We start from the raw sequence: 16953 nt of genomic DNA, 5'->3' as shown, positions 1-16953 counted from the left end.
GCCGGGCTCGCGGCGCGGGGCCTGCATACCGGCTGGGCGTACCTCTGACGCGGAGCGGGGCTCCTGCGTAGTCCGGGAGTAAAGCGATCGTCGGGGCGGATGTCAACGAACGCGTCGGGACCCGCGGGGGCAGGAGGCGCCGGTGGTCAAATGCCGGACGGCGGAACCGAGTTGACGGTCACCGTGTCGAGCAGGGTGCGGCGGACCGCGGGGTCGAAGTCCCCGGCGAGCGGCGCCGCCACGGCGGCGGCGGACAGCGCCACGGCTGCCACGAGCCGCTCCGGCCAGGCCTGTCCGGCGATCAGCCCGAGGGCGAGCGCGGCGACCGCCGCGTCCCCCGCGCCCGTGGGGTTGCCCGCTACGGGAGCGGGCGGCCGGGCCCGCCACACGCCCGCCGGCGTGTGGGCGAGCAGCCCCTCGGGGCCCAGCGAGACGACCACCGCCCGGGCACCCGCAGCGGTCAACGTGGCCGCGCCCGCCACCGGGTCCGCGCCGCCGGTGACCGCGGCGAGTTCGTGGACGTTCGGCTTGACGACGTCGGGACCCTCGGCGAGCGCCGCGAGCAGGGCCTCGCCGTCCGCGTCCAGCAGGGCGGGCACGCCCGCGGCGCGGGCCAGGGCGACGAGCACGCCGTAGGCGTCCGCCGGTACGCCCGGCGGCAGGCTCCCGGAGAGGACGACGGCCCGCGCGCCGCCGAGCAGTTCGCGGTACCGGCGCGTGAACCGCGCCCACTCGGCGGAGGTCACCCGCGGTCCGGGCTCCAGCAGGATCGTGGTGTCCCGGTCGTCGACGACCGCGACGGTACGACGGCTCTCCCCGTCGATCGGGACGAGGTGGTCGGTGATGCCGGCGGCGGCGAGGTCGGCGCGCACGGCGGCGCCGGTCGGGCCCCCGGCGAGTCCGGTGACGGCGGTCCGCTCGCCGAGCGCGTGCAGGACCCGGGCCACGTTGACCCCCTTTCCGCCGGCCCGCTGGGTGGCGGAGGAGACGCGGTTGCTCGCGTGCGGACGCAGGCGGTCGACGCGGTGCGTGATGTCGAGGGCGGCGTTGAGGGTGACGGTGAGGATCACTGCTGCTCCCTGGGCGTGTGGCTGGATCGTAGCCAGAATGCTTGAAGTTGCTCGATAGAAGCATTGATTGAGCAGTTTCGAGCATCTATTGTCAGGGGCGTCACAGCCGGACCCGGAACCCGGCTCCGGTCCGAAGACCTGCCCTGACGTCCACCAACCGCCCTCCGGCCGCCGCGCCCTCGCGACGCCGAGCGGCCTCCTCCCCGCCGCGACGAAGACGAAGGGAACCCGCATGACCGACCAGCCGCCGCCCGAACTGCGCCTGGGAGTGGTCGGCGTCGGCCAGCGCGCCGGACTCGCCACCCTCGCCGACCGGACCGGAACGGCCCGGGTGGTCTCCTGCGCCGACCCGGCCGAGCGCGGACGCGCCGACGCCCGCACGCTGTTCGGCCCCGGCGTACGGCTCCACGAGCGCTACGAGGACATGCTCGCGGACGACCTCGACGCCGTCTTCGTCCTGACCCCCGACGACCTGCACACCGCGCCCGCGCTGTTCTTCCTCGAAGCGGGCGTCGCCGTGTTCGCCGAGAAGCCACTGGCCATCACCCTCGACGACTGCGACCGGGTCCTGACCACCGCCGCCCGCACCCGCACCCGCCTCTACGTCGGCCACAACCTGCGGCATCTGCCGGTCCTGCGCACCATGCGCCGACTCGTCACCGAGGGCGCCGTCGGGACCGTACGGGCCGTGTGGTGCCGCCACTTCGTCGGCCACGGCGGCGACTACTACTTCAAGGACTGGCACGCCGAACGAGCCCGCACCACCGGCCTGTTGCTCCAGAAGGGCGCCCACGACCTGGACGCGATCCACTGGCTGGCCGGCGGCAGCGCCCGTACCGTCACCGCGCTGGGCGACCTGGCGGTCTACGGCGCCGACACCCACCGGCGCTCCGCGCCCCAGGGCTCGCGGCGGGTGCAGGACTGGTTCGACGAAGGTGTCTGGCCGCCGTCCGAACTGCGCGACCTCAACCCGGTCGTCGACGTCGAGGACATCAGCATGGTGCTGACCCGCCTCGACAACGGCGTCCTCACCAGCTACCAGCAGTGCCACTTCACCCCCGACTACTGGCGCAACTACACCGTCATCGGCGACGAGGGCCGCATCGAGAACCTCGGCGACGGCATCGAGGGAGACCCACCGGTCGTCAAGGTCTGGAACCGGCGCCGCTCCGGCTACCGCCCCGACGCCGACCTCACCCTCGAAGTCGAGAGCGCCGACGCGGCGCACGGCGGCGCGGACCAGGCCCTCGTCGACGAGTTCCTGCGCTTCGTCGCGCACGGCACCGCCACCGACACCTCGCCCGTCGCCGCCCGGGAAGCCGTCGCAACAGGCATAGCGGCCACCGACTCCCTGCGCTCGGGCGGCACCCCCGTCGAGGTGGCCGCCCTCGCCCCCGACCTCGCCGACTACTTCGCCCGCCACCAGCCCGGTTCACGCGGCCCGGCCGCCCGGACCTCCTGACCCCGGCCATCCACCACCGCCACCCGAGGGCGCCGAGACGCGCCCCGCGCACACTGAGGAGCACCAGCATGTCGTTCATAGGCGAGGAGATCGCCCGCCAGCCCCAGGCCTGGCTCAAGGCCGCGACCGCGGCGACCGGGTCCGCGGACCTGCTGCCCCGGCCGGGCGAGCGGGTCGCCGTCGTCGGCTGCGGCACCTCCTGGTTCATGGCCGAGGCCTACGCCGCCCTGCGCGAGGCCCGCGGCCAGGGGGAGACGGACCACTTCGCGGCCTCCGAGTTCCCGCACGAGCGCACCTACGACCGGCTGGTGGCGATCTCCCGGTCCGGCACCACCACCGAGATCCTGGAACTGCTCGACCGGCGCCGCGGCCGCTACCCCGCGCTCGCCCTGACGGCCGACACCTCCACGCCGATCGTCGACGTCGCGGACCACGTCCTCGACCTGTCCTTCGCCGACGAGAAGTCCGTCGTGCAGACCGTCTTCGCGACCACCGCGCTCACCGCCCTGCGCGCCGGACTCGGCGAGCCGGCGGAGCCGCTGGCGGAGGCCGCGCGCACGGCACTCGACGCACCGCTGCCCGAGGAGTGGGTGTCCGCGGAGCAGATCACGTTCCTCGGCCGCGGCTGGGCGCACGGCATCGCGCGCGAGGCATCCCTGAAGATGCGCGAGGCCACCCAGAGCTGGACGGAGTCCTACCCGTCCCTGGAGTACCGGCACGGCCCGATCGCGATTGCCGCGCCCGGCCGGCTGGTGTGGCACTTCGGCCCGGACGCCGCCGGGCTGCGGGCGGACGTGGAGCCCACCGGCGCCCTGTTCGTGGACCATTCCGAGGATCCGCAGGCCGACCTCGTGCGCGTCCAGCGGCTCGCGGAGGCCGCCGCCGTCCGCAAGGGACTGGACCCCGACCGCCCGCGCGCGCTGACCCGCTCCGTGATCCTGGACCGCCCCGCCTCCTGACCGCGCCCGGCGCGCGCCGGTCCCGCGCGGCCGGGACACATCCCTCCCCTCCCCTCCCCTCCCCTTCCCCCATCACCTCGAAAGGACGTCATGCTCTGCCGCAGTGCGGACCTGATCGCCGAGGCCCATGCCTCGGGTTCCGGGATAGCCGCCTTCAACGTCATCACCTTGGAGCACGTCCAGGCCGTCGCCGACGCCGCGCGGCGCACCGGCCAGCCGGCGATCGTCCAGATAAGCCAGAACGCCGTACGCCACCACGGGGGTGACGTGATGCCCCTTGCCGCCGCCGCGGGCGCCGCCGCCCGCACGGGTGGGACACGGCTCGCCCTGCACCTCGACCACGTCGAGGACTTCGCCCTGCTGCACCGCACCGCCGAGTGCGGGGCGAGTTCGGTGATGTTCGACGCCTCCAGGCTGCCGGACGCGGAGAACATCGCCGCGACCCGCGAGGCGGCCCGCTGGGCACATGGCCAAGGCCTGTTCGTGGAGGCGGAGTTGGGCGAGATCGGCGGCAAGGGCTCGGCGCACACCCCGGGAGTGCGCACCGACCCCGCCGACGCGGCCCGGTTCGTCGCCGAGACCGGTGTCGACGCCCTGGCCGTCGCCGTGGGCAGCAGCCACGCGATGGTCTCCCGGACCGCCGAGCTCGACCTTCAGCTGATCGAGCGGATCAGGGAGAAGGTGCCCGTACCGCTGGTGCTGCACGGCTCGTCGGGCGTCCCGCACACGACCCTGCGGGCCGCCGTGAAGCACGGCATGACGAAGATCAACATCGGGACGCTGCTCAACGTCTCCTTCACCCGGGCCGTCCGAGCCACCCTGGCCCAGGAACCCGAGGTGGTCGATCCGCGCCGCTATCTGGGCCCGGCCCGGGATGCCATGACGGACGCGGTCGCCGACTGTCTCCTGGCACTGACCACCTCCGACTCGCCCTGAACGCACGGCATACGCAGGTCACCCCGTGCTCGTGCCGAGTGCCTCGGCCGGCGCTTCCTCTCCGCTCCGGGGTGTCCTGCGTATGCCCGGTGCGCAGGTCCCGGCGATGACGGCTGCCACGGCGCAGAACGCGGCGGTGACGTAGAAGGCGCGGCCGTAGCCGTCGGCCAGGTGCTGGAGGTGTGCGGCCGGCGAGGCCGGGGCGGTGCCCGCCGCCGCGACCGTGGTGAGGATCGCGAGGCCGAGGCTTCCGCCGATCTGGCGGGCGGCGTTGATGAGTCCGCTGATCAGGCCCGCTTCGTGCGGGGCCGCCTGGGTGGTGGCGAGGGAGGTGTTGGCGACCATGCACAGGCCGACGCCGGTGGAGGCGACGAGGGAGGGCAGCAGGAAGCCGTTCGTGAAGGTCGAGTCGCTGTCCATGCGGCCGAACAGCAGCATGCCGGCCGCTCCGAGTGCCAGTCCGGTGCTGAGGACGACCCGGATGCCGAAGCGTGCGGTGAGCCGGCCCGAGAGCATCGATCCGGCGATGGTGCCCGCGCAGAACGGCAGGAAGGCGGCGCCCGCCCGCAGCGGCGAGTAGTGCAGGACGTTCTGGAGGAACAGCGAGGCGAAGTAGAAGCCGGCGACGGTGGCGGCGCCGATGAACAGCACGACCAGGTTGGCGACCCAGACCGCGCGGGCGCGGAACACTCCGAAACGGACCAGGGGTTGGGTGGCGGAGCGCAGTTCCCAGAGCGCGAAGAGGGCGCCCGTCACGGCCGCGACGGCGAAGGAGAGCAGGGCGCCGGTCGTGCCCCAGCCGTGTTCGCCCGCCCGGATCAGGCCGTTGACCAGTGCGGTGACCGCGACGGTCACCAGGAACGCGCCGGGCAGGTCGAGGGCTCGTATGCGCGTCATGTGTGTGTCACGGACGGAGAGCCAGGCCAGGACCAGGCCTACGAGGACGATCGGGACGTTGACGAACAGCACCCACCGCCATGAGAGCCATTGCGTCAGCAGTCCGCCGAGGAGCACGCCCAGCGCGCTGCCCGCCGCGGCCACCATGGCCCAGACGCCCACGGCCCTGGAACGGCTCGGGCCGTCCCGGAACGTCACCATGATGATCGCCAGGCTCAGCGGGGCCAGGAGCGCGCCCGCCAGGCCCTGTCCGGCGCGGGCGGCGACGAGTTGCCCCGGCGTCTGCGCCAGGCCGCCGATGACGGAGGTGACGCCGAAGACGGCGAGCCCGAGGAACATCGCCCTGCGGTGTCCGACGAAGTCGGCGAACCGGCCGCCCAGCAGGAGGAGGCCGCCGAAGACGAGCGTGTAGGCGTTGACGACCCAGGACAGTCCGCTCGCGGCGAATCCCAGGTCGGAGGCGATGGAGGGCAGTGCGACGTTCACGACGCTCACGTCGAGGACGACCATCACCTGCGCGACGCAGGCGGTGGCGAGGATCAGGCCCGTGCGGGCCTTGTCCGGTACCGGTTCGACGGCGGGGTCCTGAGCCGTCGAGGGCGTTGACTCGGTCATGGCGTGGTTCTCCTGTCGTTGCGCGGCACTTCCGACCGCGCCACGCGATGCGAACAATGTACGCGTAAGGCTAGCCTTAGTTCCAGTACGGGTTCCGGTCGCGGCGCCACCGCGGAGTTCGTTCCCGGCGAGGGGCGATGGGAGGATTGCCCGCATGGACAGCCCCGCGCACACCTCCCCGCCCGATCCCGCTCGCCGGGGGCGAGGGGTGCCGCGGAGGCGGCCGAGGCCGGGACTCACTCCCGAGGTCATCGCCCGTGCGGGGCGCGAACTGATCGAGCGGCAGGGGCTCGACGCGCTCACCATGCGCGCGGTGGCGGCTGAACTGGATACGGCGGCGACCTCGCTCTACCGTCATGTGGCCGACCGCGACGCGCTGTTGCTCGCGATCCTGGAGGACATCGCGTCCCGGCTGCCGGTGGAGGTTCCCGGCTCGTCACCCAAGGAGCGGCTCCGGAACCGCTTGAGTGCCGCGCACGACTACATGGCCGAGCACATCTGGGTGCTGCACATCCTCATCCGCGGTGAGCTGGTCGCCCGCAACGCCTTCCGCTTCAGCGACGCCTGTCTCGCCGACTTCCTCTCGGCCGGTCTCACCGAGCGTCAGGCCTCGACCGCCTACCGCGCCTGCTGGCACCTCACCACGGGCGAACTCCTCAACGAGCACCCGTTGACTCCGCCCCGCGAGCCGAGTCAGCGCAGCATCGCCGTCGGGTCCGTCGACCCCGCCGAACTGCCCGCCATGGCACGGGTGATGTCGGCCGGCCGAGGCCCGGACCACAACGCATACCTGGTCGCCCTCGACGCCCTCCTCACGGTGTTCCTGTCCACCGGATCACCCCTGCGCGACCTGGGCGAGTGAGGCACCGCGGGTGACCACGAGCAGGTGCCCCGCCCCGGCGGTCCGGGACGGGGCACCTGCTCGCGGAGCGCCGGTCAGACCGGGGAGGGCTCGCGGTCGCGGGGAGTGGCGTGGGTGGTTCCGGGGCGGGCCAGGAGGCGGGGGGTCCACCAGTTGGCCCGGCCCAGGAGGATCATCGCGGACGGCAGGACCACCGCGCGGATGACCGTCGCGTCCAGGAGGATCGCCGCGGCGAGGCCGACACCGAGCTGCTTCATGTCGAGCGTGGACAGGGTCGCGAAGATCGCGAACACGGCGACCATGACCACGGCGGCGCTGGTGACCGTCCCGGCCGAACCGGTGATGCCCCGGGCCACCGCCCGGGTCGTCGGAACCCCCTGGCGGACCAGCTCCTGGATCCGGCTGACCACGAAGATGTGGTAGTCCATCGACAGCCCGAAGAGCACGACGAACAGGAACAGCGGGAGCCAGGTCACGATCGCGCCGTTGGAGTGGAACCCGAGGACACCCTCGGCCCAGTGGTGCTGGAAGACCAGGGTCAGCAGGCCGTAGGAAGCCGCGGCGGACAGGGAGTTGAGCACGATCGCGGTGAGGGCGATGACCGGCGAGCGGAAGATCGCCACCAGCATGACGAGGGTCAGCAGCAGGACGAAGCCGACCGCCCAGGGCATCGCGCGCAACGTGTCCGTGGTGAAGTCGGCGGTCAGCGCGACCGGGCCGCCCACCGCGTGCTCGGTGACCGGAATCCCCTTCAGCGCCCCCGGCAGTAGGCGTCCGCGCAACAGGTCGAGGGCGCGCTTCGCGTCGGCGCTGCCGGCCCGGTGCTCGACACCCAGGTCGAGGGTGGTCACCGTGCGGTCGGCCGAGGTCCGGGGCGGGGCGCTCTGGTCCCTGGTGAACAGCGGCTGCCCGGCGGCGTCCCTGGCCAGTGAGGTGAGGGCGCCGCGCACCTCCGCGGCCTGGGAGGCGGGGGCACGGACCACGACGCGCAGCGAGGAACCGGTGCCGGGGAACGCGGCGGTGAGCCGGTCGTAGCTGCGCATGACGGGCAGGGAGCGGGGCAGGTCGGAGTCGTCGAGGAGCTTCAGCTTCATGCCGGTGGCCGGGGCGGCGAGTGCCAGCAGGGCGACGGCGGAGAGCGTGAGGGTCGCGGCGGGCCGGCGCAGGGCGGGACGCAGCACCGCAGGCCAGAAACGGCCCTCGCCCTGCCGGCGTGCGGTCAGCCGCCACACCAGCGGCACCCTCGGGCGCTCGATCCGCGCGCCGAGTCCGGCCAGCAGGGCGGGCAACACCGTCACCGACCCGAGGACCGCCACGGCGACCACCAGAATCGCGCCGACCGCCAGCGAGTGGAACGTCGAGCTGTCCGACACGAACATGCCGCACATCGCCACCGACACCGCGAGACCGGAGACCACCACCGCGTGCCCGGAGGTGGCGGCGGCGATCTCCACGGCGTCGATCCGGTCCCGGCCCAGGGCCCGTTCCTCGCGGTCGCGCCGGAGGTAGAAGAGCGAGTAGTCCACGCCCACCGCCATGCCGATGAGCAGGATCACGCTGTTCAACACATCGGTGGCGGGGACGAGTTGGGAGGCGAGAGCCGAGAGGCCGATGGCGGCACCCACCGACGACAGCGCCAGCAGCACGGGAACACCGGCCGCGAGCAGCGCGCCGAACGCGACCAGCAGGATGGCGAGGGTGACGGGGATGCTGACCAGTTCGGCCTGGTGGAAGTCGCCGTCGAGGCGGCGGTCGAGAGCGGCGCTCATCGAGGCGTCGCCCACCTCCTCCACCCGCAGCGCGGGGAAGGCGTCCGCGGTGGCCTCGGTGGCGTCCAGCAGCGGTCCCACCTTCGTGTCCGCCTCGTCGGCGGGGCCCGCCATCGTGGCGCGGACCAGCAGCGCCGACCCGTTGCGCGCGGCGACCGCCTCGGCGACCTCCGTGACCTGGGGGAGCTTCGCGAGGCGGGTCCTCACGTCGGCCGCGGCCCGGCGGGCGTCCGCCGCGTCGAGGGTGCCGGAGCGGGAGGTGATGAGCACGTTCTCCTCGGCGGGGGCGGTGAGCCGGGCGTCGTCCTCGATCCTGGTGGCCCGCAGCGACTCGCCGGTCGCCAGGTCCGTGTCGCTGGACCGGGTGCCCACGGCTGCCCCCGCGGCCACGCAGAGCACCACGAACAGCACCCAGGCGCCGACCGCCCGCCAGGGGTGGGTGGCACTCCAGCGGGCTATGCGCACCGTCGCCCCGCCGCGTTCCCTCGTCTTGACGCCTACGTCCACTTCTTCCACTTCTCCCGCTTGTTCGCCGCTCCGCCCACCCGGCGTCGTGGCCACCCGGTGTTCCGATGACTGTGCTTCCCGGGCCTCGGGCCGCTCGGCCACCAGGACACCGGGGCCGTGTGGGGCGCCGGGTGCGAGGCCGCGCGGCCCACTGCCGCGCAGCACCCATTCAGCCGGGAATCGGCCGACGAGTCGTCACTCGTTGTCGCCTCGTTCGTGCCCTGGGGATCACTCCGGCGACGGACCGCGACCGGCCGGGCATCACACCAAGGAGTGACCCGGCGGACGGCGACGGTGCCATCGCGGAGAAGCAGGCAGACGAGGAGGGCGGCGGGCGGTCGGACGTACCGCAATGGAGCGGACGGACCAGGGGGCGGGGATCAGCGCAGTGTGCGGCGGGCCAGGACCGCCGCCTGGGCGCGGCTGTGGCAGCCGGTCTTGGCGAGCATCCGGCTGACATGCGTCTTGACCGTGTGGAGGCTGACGACGAGCCGGTCGGCGATCTCCGCGTTGCTCAGCCCGTCGCCGACCAGCCGCAGGACGTCCCGCTCCCGGGACGTGAGACCCGAAAGCCGGTCGAGGTCACCGGAGTCGGGCTGCCGCCGGGCCGACAGATGGCTCTCGACGATGCGGTCGGTGACGGCGGGGCTCAGCGTGCGCTGCCCTGCGGCGACCGCACGCACCGCGGCCGTCAGCTCTTCGTAGGAGCTGTTCTTCAGCAGGAACCCGGCCGCGCCCGCCAGCAGGGCCTGGTCGACGTACTCGTCGAGACCGAAGGTGGTCAGGACGAGGACGTGGACGCCGCGGGGCCCGGGGCCCAGGAGACCGTGGCGGCCCAGTTCCCGCAGGACCCACAGGCCGTCGCGGCGGGGCATGCGGATGTCCAGCATCACCACGTCGGGTCTCAGCCGCAGGCACAGGTCGACGGCCTCCTCGCCGTCCCCGGCGGAGCCGACGACGCTCAGGCCGTCCTGCACGGCGAGGATCGCGGCCAGGCCCTCGCGGATGATCCGCTCGTCGTCGACGACGAGGACGGTGACGTCGTCAGACATGGGCGGCGTCCCGGTCCGCCTCGTTCAACGGCACCGTGGCCGACACCAGGAAACCGCCCTCCTCGGTCGGTCCGGCCCGCAGCAGGCCGCCGAGCGCCTCGACCCGTTCCCGCATACCGGTGAGGCCGAGTCCGGCACCCCAGCCGGCCTCGCCGGGCGCCTCGGGACGGGCGTTCTCCACCTCGCAGCGCACGCCGTCCGGGACGGTCCGGACCGTGACGCGGACCGGCGCCCCCGGTGCGTGCCTGCGGGCGTTGGTGAGGGATTCCTGCACGACACGGTAGAGGGTCAGCTGCACGGGCCGGGGCAGGTCCTCGGGCGCGGTGAGACGGGCCTCGATCCGGGCACCGGCGGCCCGGCCACCGTCCAGGAGCCCGGGTAACTCACCGAGCCCCGGCAGGGGCCGCAGCGGCACGCTGTCCTCGGGGCCGCGCAACACCCTCAGCAGGTCACGCAGTTCACCGCCCGCCTGGCGGCCCGCCACCGCGAGCCCGTCGATGTGGGGGCGGGCCCAGTCCGGCAGTTCTCCGCCACGGGCGCGCAGGGTCTCCGCACGGACCACGAGCAGGGTGAGGGAGTGCGCGACCACGTCGTGCATCTCGCCCGCGATCCGCACCCGCTCCTGCTGGGCGGTCTGCTGCTCGCGCAGTTCGTGCTCGCGGCTCATGGCGTCCGCCCGGCGGGCCGCCGCCGCGAGGTTGGCGCGGTGGGTACGGGCCGCGTTGCCGAGCGCCCAGGCCAGCGGCAGCGTGGCGACCACGGCGAGGACGTCCGAGCCGCCCCGGTACTCGGGTTCGGCGGTGAGGTGGTTGACCCACGTACCGGCCGCGACGACGACCACGCCGGCGCACAGTGCGAGCACCGTCCGGCGGCCGTCCACGGATCGGCTGCCGACGTTGTAGAGGCAGACCCCCAGGGCGAGCGCGGACAGGGAGGAGAGCCGGGTGTCGTGCGCGGCGCCGAAGACGACGACCGCCACCAGGGCGCACAGGACGACGAGGAAGACGGTCGACGGCCGGCGGCGGCGCAGCAGGAGGGCCGCCCCGGTCACCGTGTCCAGCCCCGCCAGCAGGGCCCAGCCCAGTGCGCTGCCGTCGGCGCTCGCTTGCATCAGCACCGCCGGACACAGGACAAGCGCCACGAGCCCCACGTCCGCGGCCCACGCACGCGAACCGGGCCGTCCGAGGAAGGGGAGGCGGCGGGACAGGAAAGGAGGGAAGGGAACGGCCGTCATGGGCCGACCCTATTGACCTGAGCCCGCCCGGTCGTCACTCCTTGGGACCAACAGGTAGGCGCACGGCCCCTGTTGACACCGTCGCACAGGCAGAAGCCCAGCCCCCTGCGGAGGAAACGGGACCTTCCCTTCGAGCGTCTGTGTGGCGTGCCGGCCGACCTCGCGGCATCCCGCACCGCAACCGCGATGCCGTTGCGCGTGCCCAACTCCGGCCGCGGCAACCGCTCTTGTCAGGTGGCAGGCGCGGTCGTGAGCATCCAGTGGCTGAAGTCGGCGTAGCGCATCGCGAACTCGGCCGCGTCGGCGGCCTGTTCGACCGCCGCCGAGTACGCGCGGACCTTCGCGAACCGCTCCTTCCGCTCCGTCTCGTACGCCGTCAGCGCCGCCGCGAGACCGGGCTCGGCGGCGAAGGCGGCCCGCAGTACGCCGGCGTCCTCGACGCCCAGGGTGCCGCCCGCGGAGATGTGGGGCGACAGGCCGTGGGCGGCATCGCCGATCAGCGCGACCCGGCGCCCGGTCCAGTGCGCCAGCGTCGGCACGATCAGGATCTCGTTCTCCAGGATCACGCCCTCGTCGGTCGCGGCGATCATCTCCAGCAGGTCGTCGTGCCAGCCGTCACGGGCGAGATGGCGGGCACGGGCCAGAGCGCGTTCCCGTTTGGTGCCGGTGAGCGGGCCGGCGGCGAACTGGTTGACCATCCACATGGTCTGCCCCGGCGACACTCGCGCGTAGCCGCCACGGGTACGCTCCTCGCCGATCGTGAGCACCGAGCCCTCGGGGCGCTCCCGGCCGGACGGGACCACGGCACGCCATGCGACGTGCCCGGCGTCCGGTACGGCCTCACTGCCAGGCACGAGCTGCGCGCGCACCCTGGAGTGGACGCCGTCGGCGCCGATCAGCAGGTCCGCGTCGATGTCGTCGCCGTCCTGGACGTGCACGACCACCTTCGAGTCCAGCTCGGTGTAGCCCGCCACCCGCGCGTCGGTCACGATCCGGTCCCGGCCCACCGCGTCGGCGAGCAGGCTGTTCAGGGCGGGCCGCGGTACGAGCAGGAAGCGGTGGTCGGAGTCGGCGTGCCCGGCGGCGCGCTGTGCGTGCCCGGCAGAGTCGTAGAACCAGGCGTCGACCTGTTCGCTCATGGCCCGGACGTCCGCGCCGATCCCGATGCGATCGAACTCGCGTATCGCGTTCGGCCACATGCCGATACCCGCACCGGCCGCCCGTACCCGCGGCGCCTGCTCCAGGACCGTCACGTCGTGCCCGACGAGCCGCAGGGACGCGGCGGTGGTGAGCCCCACCAGGCCGCCGCCGGCGATCACCGTACGCATGTCTGCCTCCTTGTCCGCGACGCCGACCGGCGCCGCGCACAACCAGTGGACGAGAACTCGCCGATAACGGCAAATGCATGCTTTCGATGTCTACGATTACCTGTATGCATATGGACTTGAATCTGCTGACGGCCCTGGACGCCCTGCTCGACGAGGGAGGCGTCGGCGCCGCCGCCGACCGGCTGCACCTCTCGCAGCCCGCCATGAGCCGCACGCTCGGCCGCATCCGCCGCGCGACGGGAGACCAGATCCTCGTCCGATCCGGCCGCGAGATGCTGCCGACGCCCTATGCGGAGCAGATCCGGGACGAGGTCCACCAGCTCGTCACCCGCGCGCAGACGGTGCTGACACCCTCCGCGGAGGTGGACCCGGCCACCCTCCAGCGCACCTTCACCCTCCAGTGCAACGACGTCGTCGCCGAAGGCCTCCTCCCGCGCCTCGTCCCCACCCTCGCCGCCACGGCCCCGAGCGTCAGGCTGCGCCTGCTGGGCGAGGCCGGCACCACCGTGGACGAGCTGCGCCGCGGCACCGTGGACCTCCAAGTGACCGACAAGGCACCGGAGTTCGCCGACACCCGCGCCGAGACGGTGCTCACCGACCGCCTGGCCGTCATCGCCGGAGCCGATCTCCCCGACGACCCCTCGACCTGGAGCGGGCTCGCGGCCGTACCGCACGTCGTCGTCTCCCGGCGTGGACGCACCCGCGACCGCGTGGACGACCTGCTGGAGGAACGCGGCCTGAGCCGGTCCGTCGTCCTCACCGTGCCCACCCTCGCCCTCGCCCTGCGCGCGGTGGCCGCCCACCCCCTGCTCACCATCGCTCCGGCCACCCTCGCGGCCCCCGCCCTCACCCACCCCCTGCACACCCGGCCCTTCCCCGGCCCCGCCCTGCACGTCCCGGCCGTCCTCGGCTGGCACGCCCGCCACGACCGCGACGCCGGTCACCGCTGGCTGCGGGAACTGATCCGCGACACGCTGGCGGGGTGCGCGCAGGAACCGGGGTGACTGGGCGACGCGGAGAGCGGAGCGTCCGCACCGCACCGCGTCGATCACGTACGACCACCGCATCGCATACGGCACCTTTGGGGCACCGGGCACCGGACATCTGCCCGCACCCGTTCCGGTGACCGGCCCTGCTCGGTGCGGATGCGGGCGGTCAGTCGGTGCGGATGCGCGAGGTCAGGAGCGGCCGGAGGCCTGGGAGGCGACGCGCCGCACGGCCCGGTCGACGAGCTCGGGCTGCCCGACGTAGATGTAGTGGTCGCTCTTGGCGGCGACACTCAGGCTGCTGCGGGTGGAGAGGGCGAGCCAGGCGCGCTCGCCCTTGGCCCAGGCGTGCTCCAAGGCCGGTCCGTAGGTGGGGATGGACTGCGCCAGGTACGGCACCCCATGCCGGACGATCTCCACCGGGGTGTCTCCGGCCGAGCGCACCGGTGCGTCGGCGAACGAGAGCATCTCCGGGTTCTGGCCCTGGCTGACCGCGAGGTATCCGTCCCGTGCGTCGGCGCCCGGGCCGGTCGCGGACGGCGGGACGATGCGCGTGAGGTCGGCGGCCATGGTCGACGGGGTGGCGTCCAGCAGGACAAGGCCCTTGACGCGGTCAGGGTGTTCGGGCGCGTAGCGGGCGGCGATCAGCCCGCCCAGGGAGTGTCCGACCAGGACGACGGGACGGTGGCCGGCCACCCGGTCGAGCACCGCGGTCAGTACCTTCCCGCTGCTGTCCATGGTCTGCGGGCCGGCCGGTGCGTCGCTCAGGCCCTCGCCGAGCCGATCGTAGGAGCAGACCTTGCCCGTCGCGCTGAGCGTCTTCTGTATGCCGCTCAGGTTGTCCAGGCCGTCACCCATACCGGCCATCAGGACGACGACCGGCCGGTGCGGCGCGGGCTCGCCCGAGCAGGAGACGTTCACCGACCGGCCGCCGACCTCGATCTTCCCGTTGCCGGTGAACAGGTGGCCGCCCGCCTTCGCGACCGTCGCCTCGGCGGTCAGTTCGGTGCTGTCCAGACGGCTCTGCTGTGAACTGGCTGCCGCGGAGGGCGTGTGATGCGCGCCGGTGAGGGCTGTTCCCGTCGCGGCGACGAGCAGCGCGGTCATGGCGGTGGCGGTCTTGGCGGTCCTGGCAGTCCTGGCGGTGCGGAACACTGTGCTCTCCAGAAGATCGAGTGAACGGGATGGGCTGCCAGCGGTCCCGCATTGCTTGAGCGGGCGGTGTTTCTGGCGATGCGTCAGAGACTAGATTCGATGACCGCCACCGCCCCAGCATGCTGACTCCAGTCCACTCCCGGGGGAAAGCCCCCCTTCCGACGGGGGTGTACTGACCCATTCCGACAGGATCGCCGCACCCACGCCGAGGATCGCGGTGAGCAGTGGGTCCGCCCGCGATCAACGAGCCAAAGGTGATCACCAGGACGACCGCGGCGACGGCGAAGCCGATCAGTTCGGCAGCCTTGCTCGCGGCCTTGTCCGCCACGGCGTCTCCACCGAGGCTGACGGTCGGACCTGCCTCCTCGCCCTGGGCGACATGTCGGCTCGCCCCGACCTCGGCGAGTCTTCCGTCAGCGGGCGAAGACAGCGCTGGCCAGGATCACGTGGGTGGCGGTGCCGCCGAGGATGCTCAGCAGTGCGTTGCGCCGCCACAGGTGCAGGCCGATGGTGACGGCCAAGGCCGCGAGCGGAGCTGCGGCGCGGGCCTCGGTCACCGGCAGGTCGTGCAGGCAGTAGACGACCAGGATCACCATGACGCCGGCGGGCATCCGGGTGCTGAGGTACTGGACGGTGTCGCTTTCGCGGAGGGGTGTGAGGGCGGCGAAGGGCAAGGCGCGCAGCCCCCAGGTGACGGCGGCGGCGACGAGGACGGCGGCGACGGTGTAGCCGGTGTCAGGCATGGCGGGGCTTCCGGGACGTGGTGACGCGGCGGACCAGGAGGGCGGCCGTGAACAGGGCGAAGGCGACCAGGAGCATCTGGCCGGGGAAGAGAAGACGGGCGGCCAGAGCGCTGAGCACGGCCAGGACGGGGGTGGGCACGTCGCCTCGCAGGCCCCGGACGGCGTCAAGGGCGAGAACGGTGAACAAGGCGGTCAGGGCGAAGTCCAGGCCGGTGACGCTGCCGGGGATGAAGGAGCCGAGCAGTGCTCCGACGGTGGAGCTGCCTGCCCAGTACAGATGCAGGAAGAACTGCAGCCACAAAATGCGGCGGCTGGACCAGGCGCTGGCCCGCTCACCAGTGGCCAGGGCGTATGCCTCGTCGCACATCGCATAGGTGCTGTATGCCTTGCCGAGACGGCCCCGCACGCGGTGCAGCGGGAAGGACAGCGTGTAGAAGACGTGCCGGACGTTCACCAGCAGCGCGGAGACCGCGATCGCCGTGAGCGGGGCGGCGGCGGTGACCATGCCGATGAGCAGGAACTCGAACGATCCGCCGAAGACCAGCGCGGCGGACAGCCCCGCCCACCACCAGTCCAGCCCCGACTGTGTCACCAGCGCCCCGAAGGCGAGCCCGAGTGGAAGGAACCCCAGGCCCACACCGGCAGAGTCCTTCAAGGCCGCGCGCGCCTCGGAGTGTGCGGCGTGCGGCGGCGGGGCGGGGGCTGGCCGGGTCCGGGCCTCAGCGACAGCGGGGGCTATGTCCATAGGTGAAATTTTAGGACGGATTGCACCTCATATGGTTGCTGCTTATCGCTCTACGATCGCTTCATGAGCAATGAAACAACTCTGGATGCCATCGATCGAGAAATTCTGTTGCATCTGCGTCAGGACGGGCGGCTGACCAACGTCGAGCTGGCCAAGCGCGTCGGCCTGACTCCGCCGCCGTGCCTGCGGCGCGTCAAGCGGCTGGAAGAGGCCGGTGTCATCAGCGGATACCGGGCCGTCATCAACCCCCAGGCCCTGGGCCGCGGCCTGGAGGTTCTCATCGACGTCGAGATCTACGCCCAGGACCGCAAGAGCTTCCAGGACTTCGAGGACACCGTGGCCTCCTTCGACGAGGTCATCGAGTTCCGCCGCATGTACGGGCGCCCCGACTATTTCATCCGCGTCGCGGTGGCCGACCACGCCGCCTACGAAGCCTTCATCACGGGGAAGCTCAGCGGCCTGCCTGCCGTCCTGCGCCTCGAATCCCACCTGACCATGAAGAAGATCAAGACCAGCGAGCAATGATCAGATGCTTCAGCGCTCCGGTTGTGGATCGTCTTGTGGTGGACTTTTCCGGGGCGGGCCGGTTCCGGCCGGTCAGAGGGAGGTCGCGCGCGGCGGAGGGCGGGAGCG

Annotated in this window: 15 protein-coding genes; 6 read left to right on the top strand and 9 right to left on the bottom strand. The window is 72.7% G+C overall.

All coding sequences use genetic code 11. The annotated features are described in order from the left end of the window. Positions 1 to 146: 146 nt before the first annotated feature. Positions 147 to 1070, bottom strand: a complete 924-nt coding sequence (locus ACIPTO_RS16445) for a 1-phosphofructokinase family hexose kinase (RefSeq protein WP_401192456.1) — start codon at positions 1068 to 1070, stop codon at positions 147 to 149. A gap of 232 nt (positions 1071 to 1302) precedes the next feature. Between ACIPTO_RS16445 and ACIPTO_RS16440 the strand changes: the two genes are divergently transcribed. The 3 genes from ACIPTO_RS16440 (at position 1303) to ACIPTO_RS16430 (ending at position 4427) form a co-directional block, all read left to right on the top strand. Next, positions 1303 to 2532: a Gfo/Idh/MocA family protein gene (locus tag ACIPTO_RS16440; protein WP_401192454.1), complete on the top strand. Its 1230-nt coding sequence runs from the start codon at positions 1303 to 1305 to the stop codon at positions 2530 to 2532. Between the two features lie 68 nt (positions 2533 to 2600). Further along, positions 2601 to 3491, top strand: coding sequence for an SIS domain-containing protein (locus ACIPTO_RS16435; protein WP_401192451.1), 891 nt, complete (start codon positions 2601 to 2603; stop codon positions 3489 to 3491). A gap of 90 nt (positions 3492 to 3581) precedes the next feature. After that, positions 3582 to 4427 carry a ketose-bisphosphate aldolase gene (locus ACIPTO_RS16430; protein WP_401192448.1) on the top strand — a complete coding sequence of 282 codons (846 nt, stop codon included), beginning with the start codon at positions 3582 to 3584 and terminating at the stop codon, positions 4425 to 4427. An 18-nt stretch (positions 4428 to 4445) separates the two neighbouring features. Here the strand turns inward: ACIPTO_RS16430 and ACIPTO_RS16425 are convergent, their stop codons facing one another. Further along, positions 4446 to 5939 carry an MFS transporter gene (locus ACIPTO_RS16425; protein ID WP_401192446.1) on the bottom strand — a complete coding sequence of 498 codons (1494 nt, stop codon included), beginning with the start codon at positions 5937 to 5939 and terminating at the stop codon, positions 4446 to 4448. A 154-nt stretch (positions 5940 to 6093) separates the two neighbouring features. Between ACIPTO_RS16425 and ACIPTO_RS16420 the strand changes: the two genes are divergently transcribed. Further along, positions 6094 to 6801 carry a TetR/AcrR family transcriptional regulator gene (locus ACIPTO_RS16420; protein ID WP_401192443.1) on the top strand — a complete coding sequence of 236 codons (708 nt, stop codon included), beginning with the start codon at positions 6094 to 6096 and terminating at the stop codon, positions 6799 to 6801. Between the two features lie 74 nt (positions 6802 to 6875). On the opposite strand, the gene ACIPTO_RS16415 is transcribed toward ACIPTO_RS16420, so the two are convergent. The 4 genes from ACIPTO_RS16415 to ACIPTO_RS16400 all read right to left on the bottom strand — a co-directional run bounded on the left by ACIPTO_RS16415 (position 6876) and on the right by ACIPTO_RS16400 (position 12691). After that, a complete protein-coding gene (locus tag ACIPTO_RS16415) occupies positions 6876 to 9077 on the bottom strand; it encodes an MMPL family transporter (RefSeq protein ID WP_401192441.1) in 2202 nt (733 codons plus the stop codon). A 380-nt stretch (positions 9078 to 9457) separates the two neighbouring features. After that, positions 9458 to 10129, bottom strand: coding sequence for a response regulator (locus tag ACIPTO_RS16410; protein WP_401192438.1), 672 nt, complete (start codon positions 10127 to 10129; stop codon positions 9458 to 9460). Next, a complete protein-coding gene (locus tag ACIPTO_RS16405; RefSeq protein ID WP_401192436.1) occupies positions 10122 to 11363 on the bottom strand; it encodes a sensor histidine kinase in 1242 nt (413 codons plus the stop codon). The genes ACIPTO_RS16410 and ACIPTO_RS16405 overlap by 8 nt, the downstream gene beginning before the upstream one ends. Positions 11364 to 11593: 230 nt before the next feature. After that, positions 11594 to 12691, bottom strand: coding sequence for an FAD-dependent monooxygenase (locus tag ACIPTO_RS16400; RefSeq protein WP_401192434.1), 1098 nt, complete (start codon positions 12689 to 12691; stop codon positions 11594 to 11596). 104 nt (positions 12692 to 12795) lie between these two features. On the opposite strand from ACIPTO_RS16400, the gene ACIPTO_RS16395 reads away from it, so the two are divergent. Continuing rightward, a complete protein-coding gene (locus ACIPTO_RS16395; protein WP_366318231.1) occupies positions 12796 to 13695 on the top strand; it encodes a LysR family transcriptional regulator in 900 nt (299 codons plus the stop codon). A gap of 174 nt (positions 13696 to 13869) precedes the next feature. Here ACIPTO_RS16395 and ACIPTO_RS16390 read toward each other — a convergent pair whose 3' ends face one another. From ACIPTO_RS16390 to ACIPTO_RS16380, 3 genes are all read right to left on the bottom strand, one after another. Next, entirely contained in the window at positions 13870 to 14832 is a 963-nt protein-coding gene (locus ACIPTO_RS16390; protein ID WP_401192432.1) for an alpha/beta fold hydrolase, read from the bottom strand. 413 nt (positions 14833 to 15245) lie between these two features. Further along, positions 15246 to 15575, bottom strand: coding sequence for a branched-chain amino acid transporter permease (locus tag ACIPTO_RS16385; RefSeq protein WP_401192430.1), 330 nt, complete (start codon positions 15573 to 15575; stop codon positions 15246 to 15248). After that, positions 15568 to 16320, bottom strand: a complete 753-nt coding sequence (locus ACIPTO_RS16380) for an AzlC family ABC transporter permease (protein ID WP_401192427.1) — start codon at positions 16318 to 16320, stop codon at positions 15568 to 15570. The genes ACIPTO_RS16385 and ACIPTO_RS16380 overlap by 8 nt, the downstream gene beginning before the upstream one ends. A gap of 63 nt (positions 16321 to 16383) precedes the next feature. On the opposite strand from ACIPTO_RS16380, the gene ACIPTO_RS16375 reads away from it, so the two are divergent. Beyond that, positions 16384 to 16845, top strand: coding sequence for an Lrp/AsnC family transcriptional regulator (locus ACIPTO_RS16375; RefSeq protein WP_366318237.1), 462 nt, complete (start codon positions 16384 to 16386; stop codon positions 16843 to 16845). The last annotated feature ends 108 nt before the right edge of the window (positions 16846 to 16953 follow it).

It is taken from the genome of Streptomyces sp. NPDC090083 (assembly GCF_044747445.1).
GTDB lineage: Bacteria > Actinomycetota > Actinomycetes > Streptomycetales > Streptomycetaceae > Streptomyces.
Note: the sequence above shows the minus strand (reverse complement) of the source record. Positions and strands in the feature narration are given on the sequence as shown.